At 44.8% G+C, this 23033-nt stretch carries 23 protein-coding genes; 13 read left to right on the top strand and 10 right to left on the bottom strand.

What is annotated here, in order from left to right; genetic code table 11:
- On the top strand, window positions 1-222 hold the full coding sequence (locus ONZ52_RS14055) for a hypothetical protein (RefSeq protein ID WP_265219313.1): 222 nt from the start codon (window positions 1-3) through the stop codon (window positions 220-222).
- A 162-nt stretch (window positions 223-384) separates the two neighbouring features.
- Here the strand turns inward: ONZ52_RS14055 and ONZ52_RS14050 are convergent, their stop codons facing one another.
- From ONZ52_RS14050 to ONZ52_RS24770, 6 genes are all read right to left on the bottom strand, one after another.
- Window positions 385-714: a DMT family transporter gene (locus ONZ52_RS14050; protein ID WP_111607737.1), complete on the bottom strand. Its 330-nt coding sequence runs from the start codon at window positions 712-714 to the stop codon at window positions 385-387.
- A 35-nt stretch (window positions 715-749) separates the two neighbouring features.
- A complete protein-coding gene (locus ONZ52_RS14045; RefSeq protein WP_265219310.1) occupies window positions 750-2636 on the bottom strand; it encodes an ABC transporter ATP-binding protein in 1887 nt (628 codons plus the stop codon).
- Window positions 2637-2822: 186 nt separating this feature from the next.
- The gene (locus tag ONZ52_RS24780; protein WP_321160324.1) at window positions 2823-3125 is read right to left on the bottom strand and encodes a helix-turn-helix domain-containing protein; all 303 of its coding nucleotides are present in this window, start codon (window positions 3123-3125) and stop codon (window positions 2823-2825) included.
- Window positions 3122-3514 (bottom strand): response regulator, encoded by a 393-nt coding sequence (locus ONZ52_RS24775; RefSeq protein ID WP_321160323.1) that lies wholly within the window; start codon window positions 3512-3514, stop codon window positions 3122-3124. The genes ONZ52_RS24780 and ONZ52_RS24775 overlap by 4 nt, the downstream gene beginning before the upstream one ends.
- 4 nt (window positions 3515-3518) lie before the next feature.
- Entirely contained in the window at window positions 3519-4664 is a 1146-nt protein-coding gene (locus ONZ52_RS14035) for a sensor histidine kinase (RefSeq protein WP_321160322.1), read from the bottom strand.
- Window positions 4652-5170: a sensor histidine kinase gene (locus tag ONZ52_RS24770; protein ID WP_321160321.1), complete on the bottom strand. Its 519-nt coding sequence runs from the start codon at window positions 5168-5170 to the stop codon at window positions 4652-4654. Before ONZ52_RS24770 ends, ONZ52_RS14035 begins: the two co-directional genes overlap by 13 nt.
- Before the next feature lie 182 nt (window positions 5171-5352).
- Here ONZ52_RS24770 and ONZ52_RS14030 point away from each other — a divergent pair, with 182 nt between their 5' ends.
- The 7 genes from ONZ52_RS14030 to ONZ52_RS14000 all read left to right on the top strand — a co-directional run bounded on the left by ONZ52_RS14030 (window position 5353) and on the right by ONZ52_RS14000 (window position 10303).
- Entirely contained in the window at window positions 5353-6336 is a 984-nt protein-coding gene (locus ONZ52_RS14030) for a tripartite tricarboxylate transporter substrate binding protein (RefSeq protein WP_265219308.1), read from the top strand.
- A gap of 119 nt (window positions 6337-6455) precedes the next feature.
- A complete protein-coding gene (locus ONZ52_RS14025; RefSeq protein ID WP_265219306.1) occupies window positions 6456-6929 on the top strand; it encodes a tripartite tricarboxylate transporter TctB family protein in 474 nt (157 codons plus the stop codon).
- A 4-nt stretch (window positions 6930-6933) separates the two neighbouring features.
- Window positions 6934-8448 (top strand): tripartite tricarboxylate transporter permease, encoded by a 1515-nt coding sequence (locus tag ONZ52_RS14020; protein WP_265219305.1) that lies wholly within the window; start codon window positions 6934-6936, stop codon window positions 8446-8448.
- 258 nt (window positions 8449-8706) lie between these two features.
- On the top strand, window positions 8707-9294 hold the full coding sequence (locus ONZ52_RS14015; RefSeq protein ID WP_265219304.1) for an MFS transporter: 588 nt from the start codon (window positions 8707-8709) through the stop codon (window positions 9292-9294).
- A gap of 44 nt (window positions 9295-9338) precedes the next feature.
- Window positions 9339-9620: a hypothetical protein gene (locus tag ONZ52_RS14010; RefSeq protein ID WP_265219302.1), complete on the top strand. Its 282-nt coding sequence runs from the start codon at window positions 9339-9341 to the stop codon at window positions 9618-9620.
- A gap of 14 nt (window positions 9621-9634) precedes the next feature.
- The gene (locus tag ONZ52_RS14005) at window positions 9635-9904 is read left to right on the top strand and encodes a hypothetical protein (protein WP_265219301.1); all 270 of its coding nucleotides are present in this window, start codon (window positions 9635-9637) and stop codon (window positions 9902-9904) included.
- Window positions 9905-9949: 45 nt separating this feature from the next.
- Window positions 9950-10303 (top strand): HopJ type III effector protein, encoded by a 354-nt coding sequence (locus tag ONZ52_RS14000; protein WP_265219300.1) that lies wholly within the window; start codon window positions 9950-9952, stop codon window positions 10301-10303.
- Between the two features lie 70 nt (window positions 10304-10373).
- Here the strand turns inward: ONZ52_RS14000 and ONZ52_RS13995 are convergent, their stop codons facing one another.
- Both ONZ52_RS13995 and ONZ52_RS13990 read right to left on the bottom strand, forming a co-directional pair.
- Window positions 10374-12962 carry a TRAP transporter permease gene (locus ONZ52_RS13995; protein ID WP_265219299.1) on the bottom strand — a complete coding sequence of 863 codons (2589 nt, stop codon included), beginning with the start codon at window positions 12960-12962 and terminating at the stop codon, window positions 10374-10376.
- A 113-nt stretch (window positions 12963-13075) separates the two neighbouring features.
- Window positions 13076-14047, bottom strand: coding sequence for a TAXI family TRAP transporter solute-binding subunit (locus ONZ52_RS13990; RefSeq protein WP_265219297.1), 972 nt, complete (start codon window positions 14045-14047; stop codon window positions 13076-13078).
- 417 nt (window positions 14048-14464) lie between these two features.
- Here ONZ52_RS13990 and ONZ52_RS13985 point away from each other — a divergent pair, with 417 nt between their 5' ends.
- The 4 genes from ONZ52_RS13985 (at window position 14465) to ONZ52_RS13970 (ending at window position 18765) form a co-directional block, all read left to right on the top strand.
- Window positions 14465-16192, top strand: a complete 1728-nt coding sequence (locus ONZ52_RS13985; protein ID WP_265219296.1) for a transporter substrate-binding domain-containing protein — start codon at window positions 14465-14467, stop codon at window positions 16190-16192.
- Between the two features lie 10 nt (window positions 16193-16202).
- Window positions 16203-17627, top strand: coding sequence for a sigma-54-dependent transcriptional regulator (locus tag ONZ52_RS13980; protein WP_265219294.1), 1425 nt, complete (start codon window positions 16203-16205; stop codon window positions 17625-17627).
- A gap of 51 nt (window positions 17628-17678) precedes the next feature.
- Window positions 17679-18500 carry an HAD family hydrolase gene (locus tag ONZ52_RS13975; protein WP_265219293.1) on the top strand — a complete coding sequence of 274 codons (822 nt, stop codon included), beginning with the start codon at window positions 17679-17681 and terminating at the stop codon, window positions 18498-18500.
- A 103-nt stretch (window positions 18501-18603) separates the two neighbouring features.
- A complete protein-coding gene (locus tag ONZ52_RS13970; protein ID WP_265219292.1) occupies window positions 18604-18765 on the top strand; it encodes a hypothetical protein in 162 nt (53 codons plus the stop codon).
- 67 nt (window positions 18766-18832) lie between these two features.
- Here ONZ52_RS13970 and ONZ52_RS13965 read toward each other — a convergent pair whose 3' ends face one another.
- Together ONZ52_RS13965 and ONZ52_RS13960 are read right to left on the bottom strand one after the other, a co-directional pair.
- A complete protein-coding gene (locus ONZ52_RS13965) occupies window positions 18833-20302 on the bottom strand; it encodes a TyrR/PhhR family helix-turn-helix DNA-binding protein (RefSeq protein WP_265219291.1) in 1470 nt (489 codons plus the stop codon).
- A 77-nt stretch (window positions 20303-20379) separates the two neighbouring features.
- Window positions 20380-21582, bottom strand: coding sequence for an ROK family transcriptional regulator (locus ONZ52_RS13960; protein ID WP_265219289.1), 1203 nt, complete (start codon window positions 21580-21582; stop codon window positions 20380-20382).
- 173 nt (window positions 21583-21755) lie between these two features.
- On the opposite strand from ONZ52_RS13960, the gene ONZ52_RS13955 reads away from it, so the two are divergent.
- Window positions 21756-22946 carry an AGE family epimerase/isomerase gene (locus ONZ52_RS13955; RefSeq protein WP_265219288.1) on the top strand — a complete coding sequence of 397 codons (1191 nt, stop codon included), beginning with the start codon at window positions 21756-21758 and terminating at the stop codon, window positions 22944-22946.
- Window positions 22947-23033 lie beyond the last annotated feature (87 nt).

The raw sequence follows: 23033 nt of genomic DNA, 5'->3' as shown, positions 1-23033 counted from the left end.
ATGGCTGAAATGACACTCACCACTTTGTTCATCATTGATCGCAGTGCCGCCATTGGCAACACAAAAGAGGCGCTCGATATTGAAAAATTCAAAGCAGACTTAGCCGCTCAAGGTGGTCAATCCATCAAGGTCGCGTATTTATCACCGAAACTTTGGTACTTGTCAGGCAATGGCTTGCAAAGCCTTAACATGCAAATCAAAGAAATCACCGACGCATTGTAATTACGCGTTTAACCACCTCAAACGATGTAAAAAATCCCTCGCTGACCAAGATCAATGAAGTGACCCCCAATTGTTGGACAAACAACATTGGGGGTTCTTTTTATGTCAAAGTACAGTCGTGCTTTTAAAATCACATTAGCTCAGCAACGGCTTGGCCGTATTTTAATGGCTTACCGTTTTAGAGAAGACATTAATCACTACCACACCAGCGACAATCAGGGACATGCCAAGGCAAGCCGCCAAGTCGAGTTTTTCATGATTAAATAGATAACCAAATACCGAAATCAACACAATCCCTAAACCTGACCAAATCGCGTAAGTCACACCCGTTGGCATGGAGCGCATCACAATGGTTAATAGATAAAATGACACACCATAACCAACAACCAGAACGATGCTAGGGCCTAATTTAGTAAAAGAATCAGACGCCTTTAAAGCCGTGGTTGCAATGACTTCCGCCAATATCGCCAGAAACAAAATTAAATACGTCATGACCTTTCTCTGCCTTAGATTTTCAACGAATACGGCTATTTGATTGGCTCTTCTTGCTTAATCGCATCCAGATCAACCTCGTCTAAATCAATATCCTCTGCTAAGAAGCCGCCGGTCTGATGCGCCCACAGTGACGCATAAATCCCCGCATGTTGAATCAACTCTTCATGACTGCCCTGCTCTACAATGTTGCCTTTGTCCAACACAATTAAGCGATCCATGGCTGCAATGGTCGACAAGCGATGAGCAATGGCGATAACCGTTTTGCCCTGCATCAATTTGTACAAGCTGTCCTGAATAGCAGCTTCCACTTCAGAATCCAATGCCGACGTTGCTTCATCCAATACCAATAAAGGCGCATCTTTTAACAAGACACGAGCAATGGCAATACGCTGACGCTGACCACCAGACAATTTGATCCCACGCTCGCCTACCATGGCATCGTAGCCAGAATTACCAAATGGGTCGGTTAGTCCCTGAATAAACTCATGAGCTTCGGCTTTTTTCGCCGCCGCAATCATCTCTTCTTCCGTAGCATCGGGACGGCCGTATAGTAGGTTTTCCCGCACCGTTCTGTGTAACAAGGAAGTATCTTGAGTCACCATACCAATTTGCGCACGTAAAGAGTCTTGTTTAACCGCGCTGATGTCTTGCCCGTCAATGCGAATTTGACCGGATTCGATATCATGAAACCGCATCAGCAAGTTCACAATGGTCGATTTACCCGCACCAGAACGTCCAACCAGACCGACTTTTTCGCCTGCTTTAATCGATAACGTCAGGTTTTCAATGACCTTACTGTCTTGCTTACCATAATGAAAATTCACAGCATCGTACTCAATCATGCCGTTTGGCACAGATAACGCCGGTGCATTGGGCTTATCCTCTATTTCAATGGCTCGAGACAAGGTTTTCATGCCGTCGTTAACCATACCAATATTTTCAAATAAGGCGCTGATTTCCCACATAATCCATTGCGACATACCATTCAACCTCAGCGCCAAACTGACCGCAATGGCAATCGCGCCCACACTGATAATACTGCCCGTCCACAACCAAATAGACAAAGCCGCCACGGAAAATGCCAACACATAGTTACAGGTTTGCACGCCCACGCTGAGCAGGGTAACCAAGCGCATTTGCTTATAAACCGTTTGTAAAAAACCATCCATGCCTTCTTTGGCATAGTCAGCTTCACGCTGATGATGCGAAAACAGTTTTACCGTCGAAATATTACTGTAGCTGTCTACCACTCGTCCTGTCATAGTGGAACGCGCATCCGCCTGCTCGGCAGAGACCTTTTTAAGCTTCGGCACAAAATACAGTTGCAATAGCACATAACAGACTAACCATCCCAACATGGGAATCATTAGGCGATAATCGGCCTTAGCGATCAATACCACCATGGAGATGAAATAAACCCCAATGTAAACCAAGACATCCAACAACTTCATCACGGTTTCACGAACCGCAAGGGAAGTTTGCATCACCTTAGTGGAGATACGCCCAGCAAATTCGTCCTGAAAGAAAGACATGCTTTGACGCAAAATATAATGGTGTGACAACCAACGAATACGCATTGGGTAATTACCCAATAAGGTTTGATGAATAATGGTCGAGTGCAAAAAAGCCACTAATGGCATCACCACTAAAATCATCAAGGACATCAATAATAAGTGTGTGCCCTCTTCGGCAAAAAAGGTCTCTGGATCTTTGTTGATCAACCAGTCCACCAATTGCCCCATAAAGCTGAACAAGGTCACTTCTAAAATGGCAATGGTCGCGGTTAATAACGACATAATCAAAAGCGGAATCTCTACTCCTTTTGAGTAATAGCGGCAGAACGCAAATAAGGTTTTAGGCGCTTTTATCGCATCTGTGTCTGGGTAAGCAGACACCCACTTTTCAAAAAAACGTAACATGGATATTCCTTAGTAAACCGAACTTTGGCCGACAAAAAAGCAGCACTTTATAAAAAAGTGCTAGGCGGGACATAAAAGCAATATGATTATCGACATGAAATGGAGACGAAATTGAACCACGTTCCATTATATAAAACCAGAAAAGATAATCCTTTTCATTATACCTGTTTAGACTGAGCCTGACAGTTATCTTATTTTTTGATAGCGTCTTTCTGGGCGACCAACCGTGCCATAACTGACTTCTGCGGTCAGCTCCCCTCGGCTCACCAAGTGCTCTAAATAGCGTCTTGCGGTGGTTCGACTGGCGTTGATTTGTTTACCTACTTCTTCAGCATTAAGAGACGTATTTGTCTCATGAATAACCTCAATAACCTTGGCCAAAGTAAGCGCATCGACACCTTTTGGTAATGGCGAAGCCACTGGCGCAGAGGAAGTGTGTTGACCACGTGGCAGCAGACGATCTACCTCGGTCTGAACCAAAGTGCTCATCCCGTGAGTTTTTCCAGGTGCAGCGCATAATTCGCAAGGGCTTCTTTGAGTCGCTCGAACACTAAGGGCTTTAAAATATAATCAAAGATACCGCCATGCAAAGCCGCACGAAGGGTATCAATTTCGCGTGCAGCGGTAATCAAGATCACATCTGTCGCACAATGATTAGCACGAAGGTCGCGCAGTAATTCCAGCCCATTGCCTTTGGGAAACTGTACATCTAAAAGCAAAAGCTCAGGCTTTAATATGTCAACTAGATCTCGAGCCTCTTCAAGACCATGGGCTAAACCAGCCAATTCGAAACCTTCTATGCGCTCCAAAAAGCGTTTCTGAATTTCCGCAATCTGCAAATCATCTTCGGCAATTACGACACGTATATTGGCACTCATAACGTCACTCCTGAGTCGATTTAGGATCAATAGAAAGTTTCTTTTTGGGGATATAAACAGTAAAGCGACTACCGCATAAATCGGCTGGCTCAATAATAATGGTCGCCCCCATGCGTGTCAGCAGTTGATTCACTAAGTGCAGACCTATGCCTCGATTTGGCTCCCCCTTTGTAGAGACACCACGTTCAAAAATACGCGCCTGCTCTTCAAGCGGAATGCCAGCACCTTGATCTTCTATCTCAAAAATCAGATCGTTGCCTAAGTCTGTCATGGTCAAGCTGACCTCACCTCCCGCCCCCGTATGAGACAGTGTGGCTTCAAACGCATTGTCTAATAGATTCCCAATCACACTGACTAATAACTCGCGGGGAATGTTTGCAGGAATATCTGTCATATGGCTTTCTGAGTCGATGATGAGACGCAAACCAAGTTCACGCGCTCGGTTGTATTTACCCAATAGACACCCTGCTAATACCGGATCAGGAATGGCCACCACCAACAGATCAATTAACGCTTGATGATTCTCGGTTTCTTGACCAATCAAAGCCAACGCTTCTTTAGCGGCGCCAATTTGGATTAAACCCGCAATGGTGTGCAATTTATTGGAATACTCATGGGTTTGGCTGCGCAGACTATCCGCATACTGGCGAATACGCGTCAGCTTGCGACTGACCATGTCCAGCTCATCTTTTGGCCGAAAACTGGACACCACACCAATAATGCGGTCATCTTGACGCACAGGCAGACGGTTTGTAATAAAACACGCCTCCCCCAACCACACTTCTTGATCGAATTGCGGCTGTCCATTTTCCAGTACACTGATCATTTGACTATCAGGCAGCACTTGTTGAATAGGCTGCCCCAACAAACCGTCCTTGTTTGACAAATTCAAGGTATTTAATGCAGCACGGTTAAAGGTAGTGATAATCCCTTCTGCGTTAATCGCAATAATACCCTCACGAATCGACTCTAATGTGGCATTACGCTCTTCAAACAACAGCCCTATTTGCTCTGGCTCAAGCCCAAAAATGGCTTTCTTAAAATGACGGGCAAACCAGAGTGCAATCAACACACTGAGCACAAAAGCCGATAAAATAGCGATCAACAAGGTGGTGCGATAACGCGCCAGAATGCTTTCTACCGTATCCAAAATAAAGCCAACCGAAACAATGCCAACAATGTCACCATCTTGATCAATAATGGGGTTTTTCCTCGAATGGAAACGCCCAAACTCCCGGTGGCTTTTTGCACATAAGCCTTACCATCCAATAAGGCGGGATTGTTGTACTCACCTCCCATGCCATCTTCATCGTCATCGTTCATCGGTTTACCGATTCGCTCTGGCGTAGGATGAGATAAACGTAGGCCATTTTTATCGCCAATGACGACAAAACGTGCATGGGTAGTGTCTGCTAAATGTAGACTTAAAGGCTGTAAAAAGGATGTGTCCGACGCTTTAACCGCGGCAATAATCTCCGGCATAACAGCAATAGTTTTAGCGACCTGCAGCGCACGTTCCGCCACCTGCTCTTCCAGTGATTCATTGAGGTGATTGAGGGCAAAGACGCCCAAAAAGCCCGTTTGCAATAGGGCCATCAGCCCCAAAACCAAGGTCATGCGAGTCTTGAGTTTAAGGTTACGTAAAGGGTTTGTCATAGGGTGTGTGGCTCTTTTTTATTCTATGGTAGCGAATATCTAATCAAACTGCCTGTGAACAAAATGCACAAAATGATTTTAAAGGATGATATAGCCTTTAAGTGCAATATATTTTTAAACAGGAAGCGTCCGAATATAGTAAAGAAATCACTAAAAATATAAAAACAACTGAGGATACTTCTATGCTATCTCGATTTCTTACTCGTCAACGTTCAACGCTATTGGCAGCCGTTTTCGCATCTACATTGACTGCAGGCATGGCACAAGCCGCGAACGATCAGATTCATTTCTTGGTTCCAGGCGGCGCAGGCGGTGGCTGGGACAGTACCGCTCGCGGTGTCGGTGAAGCACTGACTAAGTCAGGCTTAATAGAAAGAGTGTCTTTTGAAAACCTATCGGGTGGCGGCGGCGGCAAAGCCATCGCAAACTTGATTGAAAAAGCCGATCAGAGCCATGGCACCTTGATGGTGAACTCTACGCCTATTGTGATCAGTTCTTTGTCTAAAGTGTTTCCACAATCTTTCCGTGATTTAAAACCCATTGCCGCTGTGGTTGGTGATTATGGTGCTTTTGTCGTGCCAACCAGCTCAAAATATATGACGTTTACCGAAGTGGTCAGCGATTTTAACAATGACCCTCGTTCAGTCTCTATCGCCGGCGGTTCAGCCCGTGGCAGCATGGATCACCTAGTTGCCGCCATGGCATTCAAAGCGGCGGGTGGTGATGCTCGTCGTCTAAAATACGTGGCTTATGATGCCGGCGGTACCGCTATGGCAGGCATTTTATCTGGTGAAGCCAACATATTGTCAACCGGTTTCAGTGAAGCCTTGGTGTTAGCCAATGCGGGTGAAGTGCGTATCCTAGCCATTACTGGGGATGAACGCTCCGCTGCTGCGCCGAATGTACCTACGCTAAAAGAACTGGGCTATGACGCAAGCTTTTTAAACTGGCGCGGCTTCTTCGGAGCACCAACGCTATCCGATGCTGAAGCCGATGAATACGCTAACTTACTGTCTAAAATGTACGACACGGCCGAATGGGAAGTCGTTCGTGACCGTAATGGTTGGACTGAAGTATTCAAACCTCGCGCAGACTTTGTTGCCTTCTTAGAGAACCAAGAAGCCGTGATTGGTGACCTGATGCGTGAACTAGGCTTCTTAAGATAACGGCACCGGTATCCCAACGCTCTTAGAGCTTCAACGACAATTCATGTCCTTGAAGCTCTTTCTTATCCTACCCTTTTATTATGAGATGGACGGCATTTGTACCGTCAAAGGTGAACCCTATGGTGATTACAAAAGATCATATTGGTGGTTTGGCGTTCCTGTGCCTTTCCGCCGCTTATGGCTACTACACAGGCGACATACCTATGTTGCCAGGTGATGAATACGAACCCTTCAACGCACAAACCTTGCCGACTGTGCTGGCTTATATGGGCGGAATTTTATCCATCGCTCTCATCATCAATGCCAGTAAAAATGGCGGCGAGCGCCTTTCTTTGCAAGGCTATGATTTTGCTATTGTTATTAAGCTATTAGTGTTGGTGATACTGTTTGGTCTTGCACTAGAGTGGGTCGGATTTTTGCTTTCTACCATGTTATTTCTCATTGGCGGCTATTGGGTTTTAGGGGAACGTCGCTGGAAAGTGCTGTTAATTGCCTCGCTTCCTTTTAGCGTCTTTATTTGGTTCTCTCTGTCCCAACTGCTGGATATTTATCTTGCTCCTGGGCGTTTAATAACCATGCTGTTTGGAGGTTAAGAACATGTTAGACGGAATATTTGTTGGTCTTAGCACCGCGATCATGCCCTTCAACATCATGATGGTTGTCGTGGGTTGTTTTGCGGGTACCTTCATCGGTATGCTGCCAGGCCTTGGGCCAATATCGGCAGTGGCCTTGATGATTCCTATCACTTACGGCCTCGACCCTTCTTCTGGCATTATTTTAATGGCCGGCGTCTATTATGGCGCAGTATTTGGTGGCTCGACCTCTTCTATTTTGATTAATGCGCCGGGCTGCTCTAGTACCGTGGTAACCTCGTTTGATGGTTATCCTATCGCGCAACGCGGCCAAGCCGGTAAAGCGTTGGCATTGGCAGCTTATTGCTCTTTCACTGGCGGTACAGTGGGCGCGATTATCTTATTGTTTGCGGCGCCTGCGCTGGCGACCGTTTCTTTAAGCTTTCAGTCTGGTGACTATTTTGCCTTGATGGTACTGGGCCTCACTGCGGTGGCGGCGTTTTCTGGTAAAGGCCAAGTCATTAAAGCCATGATCATGACGGTTTTCGGTCTGATGATTGCTACGATGGGCGCCGATGTCATGACAGGCGTACCACGCTTTACCTTTGGCAGTCTCGATTTGCTGGATGGCGTTAGCTTCCTGTTATTGGCGATGGCGACGTTTGCGCTAACTGAAGTCATCATGTCCGTCATGAAGGGACAGCATCTTGAAAAAGACCCTGAAATCAACATGGCCGCGCTGGGCAGCATGAAGCTTAGCAAAGAAGAAGTAAAAGAAGTGGCGCCTACGGTTGCACGTTCTTCTGTGTTTGGTTTTATCATTGGTGTACTACCAGGCGCAGGTGCCACCATTGCGTCCTTCTTGGCCTACGGCATGGAGCGTAACTTTGCTTCAGCAAAAGAAAAGCTAAAATTTGGTAAAGGGGCTTTGCGCGGTCTTGCCGCCCCTGAAACAGCTAACAATGCGGCGTCTACAGGGTCTTTTGTGCCATTGTTAACCTTGGGGATTCCAGGGTCAGGTACCACTGCCATCATGCTGGGCGCGCTGATTGCCGCAGGTGTGCAACCTGGTCCACGTTTGTTTGTCGATAATCCTGATGTGTTTTGGTCGGTGATCATTTCAATGTACTTTGGTAACTTGGTACTGTTGATTTTGAATCTACCCTTGATTCCCTATATTTCACGTTTGTTAGCCATTCCTCGTCCCATACTGATTCCGCTGATTTTGTTCTTCTCAGTCACGGGCGTGTATTTGGTCAGCTTCAATACGTTTGATATTCAGATGATGGTATTCATTACCGTGATTGCCATCTTTCTTAAGATGTTGGACTTCCCTATGGCACCGATGCTATTGGGCTATATTCTTGGTGACATTATGGAACAAAACCTCAGCCGCTCTATGGTATTGTCGGATGGCAGTTTGTCTTTCCTTTGGGAGCGTCCGCTAACCTTAACCATCATGATCATTGCAGTAATATTGTTGCTTATGCCACTAATTAGCAAATTATTAGGCAAAAGAAACAAAACCGCAGCGTCATGAAATAGTCGTATGCAACACAGTACGGCAATAGATTTTATTAGATAGGGTATTTGGAGACAATTCAGTCATTGGGTTGTCTCTTTTTTTATTCGGCTAAACCTCACCAGATAGACCCTCCTCCCACATGATTACCCAGCTTTACTTATTACTTGCACAATTAATCTGCTTCATTGCGCCTAAACCGATTATAATTTAGCTCGTTCTGTTATTGGCTTACCCTATGTCGATTAGCGACCAACCTACTCATTGAGTCACCCTATGAAACTCACCTTCCCAATCATTCTTGTACTTGGTCTTTTATCTGGGCTAACACCCTTAGCAATTGATGCATACCTACCTAGCATTCCAACGATTTCCAAAAGTCTAAACACAGACATCGGCCTCGTTCAAATGACGCTAAGTATCTACTTACTGGTGTTTGCGTTTATGCAAATTTTGTTTGGTCCTATTTCCGATGCGATTGGCCGTCGTAAAGTTGTGGTTGGCGGATTGGGTATTTTTGCTATAGGTAGTTTTTTGTGCGCGTTGGCGCAAAGTTATGAAGTGCTGTTGGTAGGACGAGCTATTCAGGCCTTTGGTGGCGCAGCGGTAGCGGTTTGTGTTCCGGCTTTGGTGAAAGATGGCTTGTCCATTAATCAGTTTGCTAAAGCCATGTCGATGATCATGTTGGTCATGGCGTTGGCCCCTTTGGCTGCGCCCATTATTGGTGGCGCTATCCTGACGGTATTAAGTTGGCACTATATTTTTGTCCTCTTAGGTGTATTAGCTATCGTCGCTGTGTTGCTTTTTTTACGAACAATTCCAGAAACATTACCCGTTGAAAAACGCACCCCTTTTCTTTTTTAAATGCCATACGAAACTATATTACCTTACTTAAAAATCATTCAGTCATGGGCTATATCATTGCCTCCGCTTTTTACTTTGCTGGCATGATGAGTTTTATTACTGGCTGTTCGTTTGTCTATATTGAAATTTATCATGTTAACCCAGCTCATTTTGGATTTTTAGTCGGTCTCAATGTCATTTCCATGATGTTTGCTTCCACTATTAACGGGCGCTATGTAGAAAAACTGGGCACCGAAGTTTTGTCTAAATACGCCATCTATATTCCGTTAGTCGCTTCAATACTCATGATTGTCCTTAGCCTTTTTAACCATCCCCCCTTTGGTTAATCATAGTTTCAAGCATGTTATTCATGGGACCGATGGGCATCCTTGGCAGTGGTTTTATGGCTGGAGCACTGAAAAACGCAGGTAATCATAACGGCAGCGTGACAGCCCTTGCAGGAACATCGCGGTTCGCAATGGGAGCACTGGGCGGCGCGGTCGTTAGTATTCTTCATAACGGTACTTCCATACCAATGCTTGGCACCATAGCCGCATGCGGTATTATTGCTTTTGTCTGCTTCAAAGCCACCGTAAGATACACCAACAAGATAACCCTAACCGAACGTTAGTACTGATCCATATACTATAAAACCAACTCACTACATGGAGTAACCATGCTAAGCACACAAACACTCATTGAAAAAATCAAAACCACGCCTGAACAGGTTCAGTTCAAAGAAGTCATTGAAGTGATTGAGCAAGAGTACGATTTCACACCAATGGCCTTTAGCAACGGCAAACAAAAAAATGGCGTCAATGAAAACAATGGCTCTTGCAAAATTTTCTCTTTTGCATCGATCCATCAGCTTAACGAAGTGGAAACCTTGCATTTATTTGGCGACTTCTATCGAGTAGACGTTTTAGATAATCCAGCAGGAACAGACCATCAAAACATTCGCCAATTTATCGAGAATGGCTGGTCTGGAATACACTTAGAAACCTCGGCTTTGGTGAAAAAAAGCGCTTAAACAAAAAGGCCGGTTATCGCAACCGGCCCTTTTTTAGTTTACTCTGAGCAACAGGTCATCTGTGACCACCCTATAGAGCGTTCGCTTTACGTTTACTCTGACACCAAGCAACGAACACAGCCAATAAAAAGGCTGGGATAAAAAACCATTCTTTCGCAGGCCTATCTGACTCAACTTCAAATTGTGTTATTTCCCAGTCAAAATCTAATTTTTGTTGTTCTGCGAAACTCCCGAACGCCAAATTATCAATTAGAAATTTTCCGTCTTCTTCGCGCAACTCAATACCCGAACCTTTGGCTAACCTATCGATGGCATCACCTTGACCTGATAACGGCATATGCACCGTTTTCGATATCCAACGACCGTCTAAATTCTCGCCTTCCACCGACATTCTTAGTGTGTCTAAACTAGGATGCTGATCAATGTAGCGATACATCTCTTGAGTTGACTGCGCTTGGTATGGAGCCTCGACCATATCCAACCAAAAACCAGGGCGGAAAAGCGTAAAGGCGATCAATAACAATGCTGCACTTTCATACCATTTGCTGCGTGCCATAAAGTACCCTTGAGTACCAGCCGCAAAAATCAACATGGCCGCTAAAGACACAATAAAAACCACCACCCCTTCAATAAAGGTTACATCGATTAACAATAAATCCGTGTTGAAAATAAACAAGAATGGCAACAAAGCGGTGCGCATCGAGTAAAAAAACGCAGTAAAGCCCGTTTTAATCGGATCCCCACCCGACACAGCGGCAGCGGCAAAGGAAGCCAAACCGACAGGGGGAGTCACATCGGCCATAATGCCAAAATAGAACACAAACATATGGATGGCAATTAAAGGAACAATCAAACCTGACTGAGCACCAAGCTCCACCACAACGCTTGCCATCAGTGAAGACACAACAATGTAGTTCGCTGTCGTTGGCAATCCCATTCCAAGTACTAAGGAGATCAACGCCACCATCAGTAGCATAATGATCAACACACCGCCAGAGACCAGCTCGACGAACTCGGCCATGACTTGACCAATCCCCGTCAAGGTAACCGTGCCGACGATAATCCCCGCCGTTGCGGTTGCCACACCAATACCGATCATATTACGAGCGCCTGTATTGAGCCCGTCAACCAAATCAACAACCCCCGACTTTGCCTGCTGCACAATGTGCTTTTGTTGACGAAACCAAGCTTTTAAAGGCTTCTGTGTTAACAAAATGAAAGCCATCAACATACAAGCCCAAAAAGCCGATAACCCCGGAGACTTGCGCTCAACCATTAAAAACCACACCAAGACAAGAAGTGGTACAAGGTAATACAAACCGGCTTTGTAAACTTCCGAGAAAATAGGCAGCTTAATAATCGCCTCATCACTCGCCTCTATTTCTAAATCATCGGACTTTGAAGACACATACAACAAACCAAAATAACCCAGCACCACCAGTGCCAATAACCCGGCGTTGGCATAGTCACCGAGTAACCACTTAACCGCCACAACGATGTAGTAAAAAAGGCCCGCCAATATCAACATACTGGTGACAAGAATACCGGTACGAATCAACTGTGCAGTCCACGTGCGTGCTGGCGTAGAGCGAGGTAAACCTTGCATATCCGCTTTAAGCGCCTCTAAATGCACAATGTATAGCAAGGCAATGTAAGAGATAGTGGCTGGTAAAAAAGCATGCTTGACCACCTCAATGTATGAAATACCAACGTATTCCACCATCAAAAAAGCCACCGCCCCCATAACCGGTGGCATGATGACACCATTTACCGATGACGACACTTCTACCGCACCCGCTTTCTCGGCGCTAAACCCCACCTTCTTCATTAGTGGAATAGTAAAGGTTCCCGTCGTCACCACATTGGCAATAGAAGATCCCGAAATCAAGCCCGTCATGGCAGAGGAAAGAACCGCGGCTTTTGCTGGACCGCCACGCATGTGACCCAGTAAAGCAAACGCCACTTTAATAAAATAATTCCCCGCTCCCGCTTGATTTAACAAGGCTCCGAACAAAACAAATAAGAAAACAAAACCAGAAGACACGCCCAAGGCAATACCAAATACACCTTCCGTTGTGAGCCACATATGATTCATGGCTTTTTCGAAAGAGGCCCCCTTCCAGCGTAATATTTCTGGTAACACAGCGCTGTCGCCAAAAAAGACATACAGCAGGAAAAATAAGGCAATCAACATCAATGCCGGCCCAAGAGAGCGTCTTGCCGCCTCTAAAGTTAAGGCCAAACCAATCGCAGACACCACAAGATCCATAGTCGTTGGCAGACCAGGACGCATGGCTAACTGATCATTAAAGAGAAACAAATAGGAAGCGCAAGCCGCTGCCAGAATAGCCAAACCATAATCAAACCATGGAATATAACGTGTAGGACTGTTACTAAAAGCGGGAAACGCTAAAAATGCCAAAAAAACCGCAAAAGCCAAATGAAGGGCACGAGATTGGGTATCATTTAAAAAACCAATGCCAAATTGTGATGGCAACGGTGAGCCTGTCCATAGCTGAAACAAAGACCACATCAGTGGTACCAAAAAAAGTAAACCGATAGAGATTTTACCTGTCGGGCTACGCTTACCGATATCGGCTTCCGCGACAAGTTCATCTAACTTATCGGGTGAAACTGTGGTGCTTGTGTTGGTCGACATACAGACTCCTAATCCACCACTTCACAGTGGCAGCGCATTGCAAAACTCAAAAAGCACCCATCAAAAGATAGGTGCTTGATTCAAAGTGCATGAAACGTCATGCAACAGAGTACTTACTTGATATAACCTTTTTCTTGGTAGTAACGCACAGCACCTGGGTGCAATGGTGCCACAAGGGAAGTGTGAACCATTTCAAGTGGCTCAAGACGATCGAAGGCAGGATGCAGACGTTTAAAAGAATCTAAATTTTCGAAAACAGATTTTGTCAGTTGATAAACCACCTCATCAGAGACATTAGCAGACGTCACTATGGTCGCTTTGGGTCCAAATGTCGCAATATCTTGATTATTTCCTGTGTACATTCCGGCTGGAATAATCGCTTGTGAGAAAGCGCTATTTTTTTGCATTACCGCAAGAGAGGCAGATCCATTCATTGGAATCAATTTAATATCACAAGTCGTCGTTGCTTCTTGGGCAACGCCATTTGGAAGACCTGACACGTAGATGGTCACATCAAATTTATCATCACAAATACCTTGTGCTTGCTCCGATGCTTTTAGCTCAGCGGCTATAGCGAAGTCTGCTGTGGTCCAGCCTTTTTCCGCCATTAATAGCTCCATCATCGAACGGTTACCAGAACCTGGGTTACCGATATTGACTCGCTTACCAGCAAGATCATCAAATGTTTTAATACCAGAATCAGCACGCGCCATTAGATGAATAGGCTCTGGATGCAACGAAAAAACCGAACGCAACTCAGGGAAAGGATTCCCTTCAAATGGTCCTGTACCTGCTAGGGCGGCTGTTTGAACATCGGACTGAGCAACACCAAACTCTAATTCACCAGCACGAATACTGTTGACGTTATAACCTGAACCACCTGTGGACTCGGCAGAACAACGAATACCATGTTCTTTGCGATCTTTGTTTAACATACGGCAAATTGAACCACCAGCTGGGTAGTAAACCCCTGTTACACCACCTGTACCAATCGAAACAAACTGCGTGTCAGCCATAGACAACATAGAAGCGCCCGCAAGAGCAGGTACAAACAAAGCTTTAAATAGTGTTTTTTTAATTGTCATAGAATCCTCAAGCATTCCGGTATTTAAATTAATGTCATGTGACCGGGGCTATATGGCAAATTAAGTGCCAACTCCATAAAACTCTCTAACCAATTGATATTTATAAAAATAACAAAATAAAAACACACATTTATTCGTGATCAAAATTATAACTTAAGTTATAGAAAAATCGCTTTGCAAAGAAACTGTCAGCCAGAGCCTACGAAACATGCACACTCTATACACTTAATAACAAAAGCTATAATTATAACTTTTGTTATATTGCACCAATAAATAAACTCATTGCTCACCTCTATTTCATTTCCCACGCTTTTTTTATTGGGCTTATACCGTTAGTATTCGCCCCAATAACATCAATAAAAAAGACCTTCCGTACATGCTAAGCTCATTAAAAATACGCACTTTAGCCTCGTTGTTTTGTCTATTTTTAGGCTTGGCGTCCTTATCTGGTCCGCTATCGGCAAGAGACAGCAATTCGGCCATACTGGCTGGAAAAGAGTCATATCCGTAGGTGCGGATTATAATTTTCCACCTTACGAATTTGCGGGAGACGACGGTGAGCCTACGGGCTACACGGTTGAACTCACAAACGCTATTGCAGAAGTAATGGGAGTTCATGTCCAAATAGAAATGGCCGATTGGCAAACCGTATTTGAAGGCCTACATTCTGGTCGTTTAGACGTTCTTCAAGGCATTGCGTATTCCGATGAGCGTGCCCAGAGTATTCGCTTCTCATCCGCACATTCGATTGTCAATTACTCTGTTTTTGCTCGTAAAGACTCGCCCGTTATTGACGATGTCTCACAACTCAAAAACAAAGAAGTCATGATCCAAAACGCCAGCATCATGCACGAATACCTAATCGACAATAACATCCAAGCCATCATCATTCCCGTTCAAACCCACGCTGAAGCACTGCGTTTATTGGCGTCGGGAAAACATGATTACGCCTTAACAGCCAACTCCCCTAGCCTTTATTTAAGCAAGGAAATGCAGCTTAATAATATTCATGCCATCGCCAGCCCAATATCGGGTCAACGCTTGGGTTATGGCGCCTTGCCCAAAAATGAAGACATCATCGCCCTTTTCAATGAAGGCCTCGCTATTCTTAAAAACACTGGCAAGCAACAACAAATTTATGAGAAATGGTTTGGTGCACTAGAACCACCACCTTTTCCTTGGAAAAAACTGGGGCTGTATGCAGCTTCTATCATTATCGCTTTGTTGCTCGCCATCGGCGCCATAAGCATATGGAACGCAATGCTGAGAAAAGAAGTAGAAAAGCGCTCTAATCAACTCAAGTCTCAGCAAGAACAACTCATTCAAGCGGATAAAATGGCCTCGTTGGGTATACTCGTTTCCGGTGTTGCCCATGAAATCAACAACCCAACTGGCTTATTAATGCTGAATCTCCCCATTTTGAAAGCCGCTTGGGAAGACGCGCTCCCCTATTTAGCAAAACACGCCCAAAATGACCCTAGTTTTTCACTCGCGGGCCTTAAGTTTGATCGTTTACGTCAGGAGTTACCGTATTTACTAGACGAAATGGATCAAAGTACATTGCGCATCCGCAACATAGTCAATGATTTAAAAGATTTTGCCCGTGAAGAACCCAATGAAATCACCCAAGAAGTCAATATAAATGAAGTGGTCTCCACCGCCATAAGACTCGTGGACACCTCAATTCGGAATGCCACCGATGACTTTGAACTTTATGTAGACAAACGCGATCCAATCATCATCGGTAGCGCTCAACGAGTAGAACAAGTGATGATTAACTTAATTATCAACGCTTGTGACGCCATAGAAAAACGCCAAGATAGCATTCGTGTCACAACGACTTTAAGCTTGGATGAGAAAGAGGTCCTTATTGTCATTGAGGATCAAGGAAAAGGCATTGATCCTGCCAACCTAATTCGCTTAACCGATCCCTTTTTTACCACCAAAAGGGAGCAAGGTGGAACAGGATTGGGGCTGTCTGTTTCTTCGGCCATTATTAATACACATCAAGGGAAATTGGCCTTTGATTCTGAAGTAGGCAAAGGGACTTGTGTAACCGTGTCTTTCCCAGTCTATAAGCCAAACACGGCAATGGAAGGCACATTGAGCAATACTGATCTTTTTGAACTCCCTACCAAAAAATAAGAGCCTTTTCATGAAACATAATCTCTACCCTCAATTTAAGATTTTATTGGTTGATGATGAAATCGCCTTTCTTAGAAGCATGTCGTTAACATTGGAAATACAAGGTTTTAACAACCTAATAACCTGCTCTGATCCAAGTCTCATCCCGTCATTAATGGAAAGTGAAGACATAGGATTGGTCTTATTAGACCTCACCATGCCAAAAGTATCGGGCCAAAAAGTATTGTCTTGGTTAAAAGAAGAATACCCCAATGTGTGCGTCATCATTATTAGTGGTGTCAATCAAGTCAACACCGCTGTGGAGTGCGTCAAACAAGGCGCTTTTGACTACTTTGTAAAAACCTCAGACCAGAATCAAATCCTAGACGGTTTAAAGCGCGCCATTCATACCCAAGAACTCACTCTAGAAAACCAAGCTTTACGCGCGCAAATTTTGTCAAACGAGCTAGAAAAACCAGATGCCTTTGCAAACATTATTACCTCAGACAAAGCCATGTGGTCTGCTTTTCGCTATATTGAGTCAATCGCCAGTACACGCCAACCTGTTTTAATATCTGGTGAAAGTGGCGTTGGCAAAGAGCTAATCGCCAATGTTATCCATGAATTAAGTCGTTGCCCAGGACCACTTGTCAGCGTCAATGTAGCGGGCGTCGATGACAATGTCTTCGCAGACACACTCTTTGGACACGCTCGAGGCGCTTTCACTGGCGCAGACAAAACACGACTAGGTTTAGTGGAAAAAGCGGCTGGAGGGACATTATTTCTCGATGAAATTGGTGATCTCAGTCTGGCGTCTCAAATTAAACTGTTACGCCTTTTGCAAGAAGGCGAGTACTACCCTGTTGGCAGCGATAAACCCAAGAGACTGGAAGCTAGAATCGTTGTCGCAACACATCAACAACTAGCACAGCTCCAAGCGGAAGGTAAATTTCGCAAAGATTTATTTTTCCGCCTAAAAACGCATATGGTGACGATTCCACCGTTACGAGAACGATTAGCGGACCTTCCCTTGCTAATCGACCACTTTATGACGTTAGCTTGCAAAGAGATGAATAAACCAAGTTTAACCGTCCCCAAAAACTTGTCTGTGAACTTGTCCCAGTACTCTTTCCCTGGCAATGCACGAGAGCTAAAGGCCCTGGTTTACGATGCGGTAAGCCAAAGCACATCGAATGAACTAAACTGCGCACCTTTTGAGCCACTGTTCAATCGAGAAAAGCCCGTCGTCTTAACGGAAAGCAGCATTCTCTTTGCTGCCAATATGCCGTTGCCGACGCTGAGCAATATGGCCGATTTATTAGTCGATGAAGCCATGAAGAGAGCCAGCAACAACCAATCACTCGCCGCAAGAATGCTCGGCATTTCACAACCTGCACTCAGTAAACGGCTAAAAAATATGAAAGAAAACCATGAGGAAAATGAAAAAGACACTTGAACACCTCGTTAAATCAGTGCGATAGTCGATACCCTTGAACATGAGGTGATTATGGAATTAGTGGCATTTGATCTAGACGGCACGCTATTAAATCGGCACCAGCGTCTTTCTGAATACACTCTCGAGACGCTTAAGCGCTTAAAGTCTGCTGGTGTTTTTTATACAATTGCAACGGGCCGCACACGTTTTGCAGCCATGCCTTGCATTGAGGGACATGACTTTCCTAACTGGCAGATTTTTAAAAATGGTGTTGAATGGTGGAATCCTCAACAAAATCTGTATCGTCACCGCAATTTACTGTCTCAGAGCCACATTTCAGAACTGCTAAGCTCTTTTGAAGAAAACCAAGTCACGCCGTTTGTTTTTTGTTTAGAAGACGATGGTTCTCACCGCGTGTATCATTCCCCCTTGAGTGGTCATCTAAGCGACCACATTGCCAATGAACTAGGCAACCATAAGAACATGAGCCTTCACCCTTTGGCTGAGCTTTCTCATACCGCCAGAATCACCAATATCAGTGCCATGGGACGCCCTGAGTTTATTGAAAATATTGTGCAAGACACACAAAAACACCGCCATCTGACAGCGTATTCTGGCGGTGGCATCTATAACCCTGATGCGTTCTGGCTGGATATCCACCACAGTGATGTGTGTAAAGGTTCCGCATTAATGGAACTAAAGGCAGAAATTGGTGCCAAAAGAATGCTAGTCTTCGGTGACGGTGACAACGATTTATCAATGTTCTCTGTTTCAGATGAAGCCTTTGCCACTGAAAATGCTTTGCTGCACGTTAAAGATGCAGCCACCGATGTGATTGGTCATCATGACGAAGATGGCGTTGCAAGATACTTAAGAAAAAGGTACGACTTGTAGTCTGTAAGTGCTTTTAAGTTACCAAAAGACAACATAAATGCCTTTACCCAGCGATCATTTTGAACCATGATTGTTAAAAGAATAATTAGTTTGGAGAAATGCCATGTTTGAATTTTTGCTATTCATCGTTGCCTGCGCGGCAATTGCTTTCTTGGTTGCCAACATCCAGAAACAGACTATGCAACCAAAAACAAAGCTGCAACCTATCAAAATTGAACGCGAAGAAACACGTCGCCCAGTACCTCGCCAAAGACCTCGTTACTGAGTGAGTGTGCTTTAATAAGACATTTTTCCATTCTCTGCTTGCCAGATTGATTCATTCGATCTGGCATTTACGTCTTAATACCATACTCTTTTAGTTTATTAGCAATCGCACTGTGGCTCATGCCAACCGCTTTGGCCAAACGTCTAGTGCTAGGAAAGTTTGGATACAACCTTTTTAGCAACTCTGCTTCCCATTGTTTTACGGTTTGCTCTAATGAATCGTTTACCAATGCCATCTCAGCAAACGCATTTAATTGAGGCACATGAATGTCTTCCGCGAGCCATAATGTTTTTTGCGTCAGCAAGGTTTGCAAGCAAATATTCTGTAACTCTTTCAGGTTTCCTGGCCAATCATACAGGGCCAACTTCACTATCGCATTTTTTGCTATTGATGGCACCGTTTGTCGATGACGCTCAGATTGAGCAACCACTATTTGCTGAACTAAACCTTCTATGTCTTCTTTTCGCTCTCGCAATGGCGGCATAGACAAAACCAGCGTCGCTAAAGCGAAATACAGCGCTTTATTTAACCTCGTTCCATCAGCCAACTGAGCTTGGCTCAAAGAAGACACACTCACCAAACGCATACTGGGTTGCCGAGTTAGCCAGTTCATTATCTCAATTTGCATTGATTCACTGAGGTATTCGATCTCCTCAATGACAATCCAACCAGATAGGTTATCGAACGCTTCGATGTCTGCCTTGGTCAAGTCTCTAGCATGACGAACGATCAAGCTAGCATCACGCTCGCCATGCCGTTTATGCCAATACTGAAACAAGGCATCAATCAAGCTGCGTTTGCCGGTTCCCGTTTCTCCTTGCACCAATAACGGCTGAGGAACGTCGACAAAGGCTTTGGCTTGGTTCAAAGTTTGCCTCATGCTAGGACTTTTGCGTACCGCAGGTTGAAAATAGCTTTCAAGGGGGTTCTCTGCGTCTGGCGCTTGCTTAAGACTTTCTGCTTGGCGATCTAAACGCACTTTCGATTTTACATAAATCACCGTTCCGGCAGGATTGGCAACCCCTTCATCATCAGACACAAAAATAGGCTTCATTTCCAGCAACAAGGTTTTGTGACGAATGCGTATGCGTTTACTGATACCCTCTTTAGGATTGGCCCAAGTGTCCTTAGAGAAGTGAATCCCTTTATAAATTGCTGCAAAGGTTTGTGTAACAGCTCCGAAATGGGCACTTGTAAATCTTCCGCCGCGAGCCTCCGTCACCATGGTAATATGGCCTTTCAAGTCGACAGAAATCACACCATCAGGCAAAGCCTCAAGTAGCGTATAAAGCGCGTTATGCTCTCTTTCCGATGGTGTAAACATCACCGTTTTAACATCTTCCACACTGTCTAAACGACGAATATCCGCCAATAAGCGCTGTAATTTAGGAAAAGGAATGTCGGAGAAACCGCAATAAATACAACGTCGCTTGGTATCCACTTCAACCAAACGCATGTCAATTTGATGAGGGATAAACAGATCAAGGGCTTCACGCACCATACCAATTCTGTCTTCACACTGAATTTCTAATCTCATGGCATTGCTAATCTCATGGTCATTCTCTTGCTTCAGAGCGAAGCATTATTTTTCCTTTGAGCTACTTTTCTTTTGAGCTACTTTTCTTTTGAACTTAAAAGCAACAAATTTTGCTGCGGCGCAAAGGTTTCATACAAGGGCAATACCGCCGCCCCCAACACTCCTGCCGTATGGCCTGTTTGGGCGATGCGTATCATAGGTAATGGCAACATACTATGAGCCATCAAAGAGCGCTCCATGCTTGCTATTAAAGCGTTCAATACGCAAGTCGGTAAACGCCCACCAATGAGAATCGCTTCCGGATCATACAACGCAATCACCGAAGCCAAAGCCGGTGTGACTTCGAATGCCACCTCTTCTGCCCATCGATCGATAAGTTGATGGTATTGCCTATCATGCCAAGCGTCCGCCGATGTTGGCCATAAGACTTGCTGTTCCATAAAAAAACGTCGCAATGACGACAAAGACAAGGCTTCAAGAATCCACTTACCATGCTTTCCCGTGGCGGAAGGAATCAAACCAAAACTGCCAGCTTTGCCATGCGCACCAAAATAACACTCGCCGTTGGCAACAAAACTGCCACCACAGGCCGTACTCACAAACAGGTAAAAGAAATGCCGTTGTGGCACCTCTGATGCCAATAATAATTCACTGGTTGCAGCGGCCACGGCATCGTTCTCACAAAAACATGGCAACCCCGTTAATTGGGTTAGCCAGGATTCAAATGCATCAGACTGCCAGTAAGCTAGTGCTTCTTTTAGCCTGTCTAAGTCCGCCCGCTGGTCGGTATCCGTTACTAAAGTCTCCAGCCACGAATCCATATAATCGGGTCTGGCCAGACCAACGCCCTGCACCTTACTCCAATTTGTCCCTAAGGTCGCCTTGACCTCTTCAATCAAGTCTTCAGCGATTTTTTTCGCAAGCATTTCTGAAGGAAAAGACACCACGCGCTCTAACAACAAAATACAGCGACCACTAAAATCCAACAGCGCAGCACTGATATGGTCTCGGTCAACGTTAATACCCAATCCATAAGCGCCTTGTTTGTTGATGCTTAATTTGACCGAAGGCTGCCCACGACGGCCTTTTACCTTGCCGTCAATCTGTAATAGCTGCCGCTCAAGCAAAGACGAGGTAATCACCGAGATCGTTTGAGCGCTTAAGCCAGTTCGCTCTGCAATAGTGACTCGGGATATCTCAGGATGCTGACGCACCAAATGCAAAATAATTCGCTCGTTGTATATACGGCTTTGTTCTGAGGTACTGCCTGACGACTTCATATAATCTTACTCTCACGTTAAGCCCGCAAACTAATCGCTAACATTTAATAAATCTAATTGATTTAATCACATAACCCATTAATATGGAAAATCAGCAATAGAGTTAAACAACCTATCCAACAAAAATAACACGGCTGGCTTTTAAAAGCAGAGCCAAAGTAAAGGACAACATCATGTCTTCTTTTCCTGAATTTACTTCAATTGGTTTTTTAACAGAACACATCCAATCCACCATGAATTTCTATCATCCTAAATGCATCGACTCTGAGGGTGGCTTTTTTCAATTTTTCAAAGACAACGGTAACATTTACGATACCGATACGCGTCATCTCGTCAGCAGCACGCGTTTTATTTTTAACTACGCCAAAGCCTATCAAGCCGAAGGTAAGCAGGCTTATTTAAATGCCACTCGCCATGGACTGAGGTATTTGCGTGATCGCCACCGTCGAGAAAATGGCGGCTATGTCTGGCTACTCAGCAAGAATCAAAACCTCGACGAAACCAATCATTGTTATGGGTTTGCCTTTGTTATGCTGGCTTATGCAACGGCCTACAAAGCGGGTGTAGCAGAAGCTAAACCGTGGATTGAAGAAACCTTTCATACCATGGAAGAACATTTCTGGGACGCTGAATTCGGATTATACAAAGATGAAATTTCCAGCGATTGGCAAAACGTTTCCCCTTACCGTGGCCAAAACGCCAACATGCACAGCTGTGAAGCACTGCTTGCCGCCTATGATGCAACACATGAACATCGTTATTTAGAACGCGCTACTCTACTCGCCAAGCACATTTGCCAACGCCAAGCGGCGTTAGCAGGTGGTGAGATTTGGGAACACTACACGCCAGATTGGCAAGTGGACTGGGATTACAACAAAGACAACCCTAAACATTTATTCCGCCCATGGGGATTTCAGCCCGGTCACCAGACGGAATGGGCCAAACTGCTGCTATTGATTCATCAACGCTCACCACTTGATTGGTTGATTCCAACAGCTCAGACACTGTTTGACTCAGCGTGGAAAAAATCTTGGGATGAAACCAATGGTGGCCTTTGTTATGGCTATGATCCAGAAGGTAATATTTGCGATGGGGATAAATATTTTTGGGTTCAAGCCGAATCGTTTGCCGCTGCCGCCATGCTTGCGATCCTAACCAAAGAAACACACTACTGGGATAAATATCAGCAACTTTGGCAATACAGCTGGTCCCACATGATTGATCACCAATACGGTGCTTGGTTTCGCATTCTTACCCAAGACAACCAAGCCTACGATGACTGCAAAAGTCCAGCCGGAAAAACCGACTACCACACCATGGGCGCTTGTTATGAGGTAATAGACCAGCTAACCAAGGTGAAATAATCCCCCTTACTCACTAGAGGGCAATCATTATGAGACCTTTGCACAATGTCACAAGCAAAGGTCTCATTCTATTTAGTGGCAAAATAC

Source organism: Marinomonas rhodophyticola, assembly GCF_026113935.1.
GTDB lineage: Bacteria > Pseudomonadota > Gammaproteobacteria > Pseudomonadales > Marinomonadaceae > Marinomonas > Marinomonas rhodophyticola.
The sequence above is the reverse complement of the archived record's forward strand: the minus strand, read 5'-3'. Positions and strand labels throughout refer to the sequence as shown.

Coding starts and splice junctions, on each gene's coding strand:
- ONZ52_RS14055 (WP_265219313.1), top strand. CDS start 1: ATGGCTGAAATGACACTCACCACTTTGTTCATCATTGATCGCAGTGCC.
- ONZ52_RS14050 (WP_111607737.1), bottom strand. CDS start 714: ATGACGTATTTAATTTTGTTTCTGGCGATATTGGCGGAAGTCATTGCA.
- ONZ52_RS14045 (WP_265219310.1), bottom strand. CDS start 2,636: ATGTTACGTTTTTTTGAAAAGTGGGTGTCTGCTTACCCAGACACAGAT.
- ONZ52_RS24780 (WP_321160324.1), bottom strand. CDS start 3,125: ATGAGCACTTTGGTTCAGACCGAGGTAGATCGTCTGCTGCCACGTGGT.
- ONZ52_RS24775 (WP_321160323.1), bottom strand. CDS start 3,514: ATGAGTGCCAATATACGTGTCGTAATTGCCGAAGATGATTTGCAGATT.
- ONZ52_RS24770 (WP_321160321.1), bottom strand. CDS start 5,170: ATGACAAACCCTTTACGTAACCTTAAACTCAAGACTCGCATGACCTTG.
- ONZ52_RS14030 (WP_265219308.1), top strand. CDS start 5,353: ATGCTATCTCGATTTCTTACTCGTCAACGTTCAACGCTATTGGCAGCC.
- ONZ52_RS14025 (WP_265219306.1), top strand. CDS start 6,456: ATGGTGATTACAAAAGATCATATTGGTGGTTTGGCGTTCCTGTGCCTT.
- ONZ52_RS14020 (WP_265219305.1), top strand. CDS start 6,934: ATGTTAGACGGAATATTTGTTGGTCTTAGCACCGCGATCATGCCCTTC.
- ONZ52_RS14015 (WP_265219304.1), top strand. CDS start 8,707: ATGAAACTCACCTTCCCAATCATTCTTGTACTTGGTCTTTTATCTGGG.
- ONZ52_RS14010 (WP_265219302.1), top strand. CDS start 9,339: ATGGGCTATATCATTGCCTCCGCTTTTTACTTTGCTGGCATGATGAGT.
- ONZ52_RS14005 (WP_265219301.1), top strand. CDS start 9,635: ATGTTATTCATGGGACCGATGGGCATCCTTGGCAGTGGTTTTATGGCT.
- ONZ52_RS14000 (WP_265219300.1), top strand. CDS start 9,950: ATGCTAAGCACACAAACACTCATTGAAAAAATCAAAACCACGCCTGAA.
- ONZ52_RS13995 (WP_265219299.1), bottom strand. CDS start 12,962: ATGTCGACCAACACAAGCACCACAGTTTCACCCGATAAGTTAGATGAA.
- ONZ52_RS13990 (WP_265219297.1), bottom strand. CDS start 14,047: ATGACAATTAAAAAAACACTATTTAAAGCTTTGTTTGTACCTGCTCTT.
- ONZ52_RS13980 (WP_265219294.1), top strand. CDS start 16,203: ATGAAACATAATCTCTACCCTCAATTTAAGATTTTATTGGTTGATGAT.
- ONZ52_RS13975 (WP_265219293.1), top strand. CDS start 17,679: ATGGAATTAGTGGCATTTGATCTAGACGGCACGCTATTAAATCGGCAC.
- ONZ52_RS13970 (WP_265219292.1), top strand. CDS start 18,604: ATGTTTGAATTTTTGCTATTCATCGTTGCCTGCGCGGCAATTGCTTTC.
- ONZ52_RS13965 (WP_265219291.1), bottom strand. CDS start 20,302: ATGAGATTAGAAATTCAGTGTGAAGACAGAATTGGTATGGTGCGTGAA.
- ONZ52_RS13960 (WP_265219289.1), bottom strand. CDS start 21,582: ATGAAGTCGTCAGGCAGTACCTCAGAACAAAGCCGTATATACAACGAG.
- ONZ52_RS13955 (WP_265219288.1), top strand. CDS start 21,756: ATGTCTTCTTTTCCTGAATTTACTTCAATTGGTTTTTTAACAGAACAC.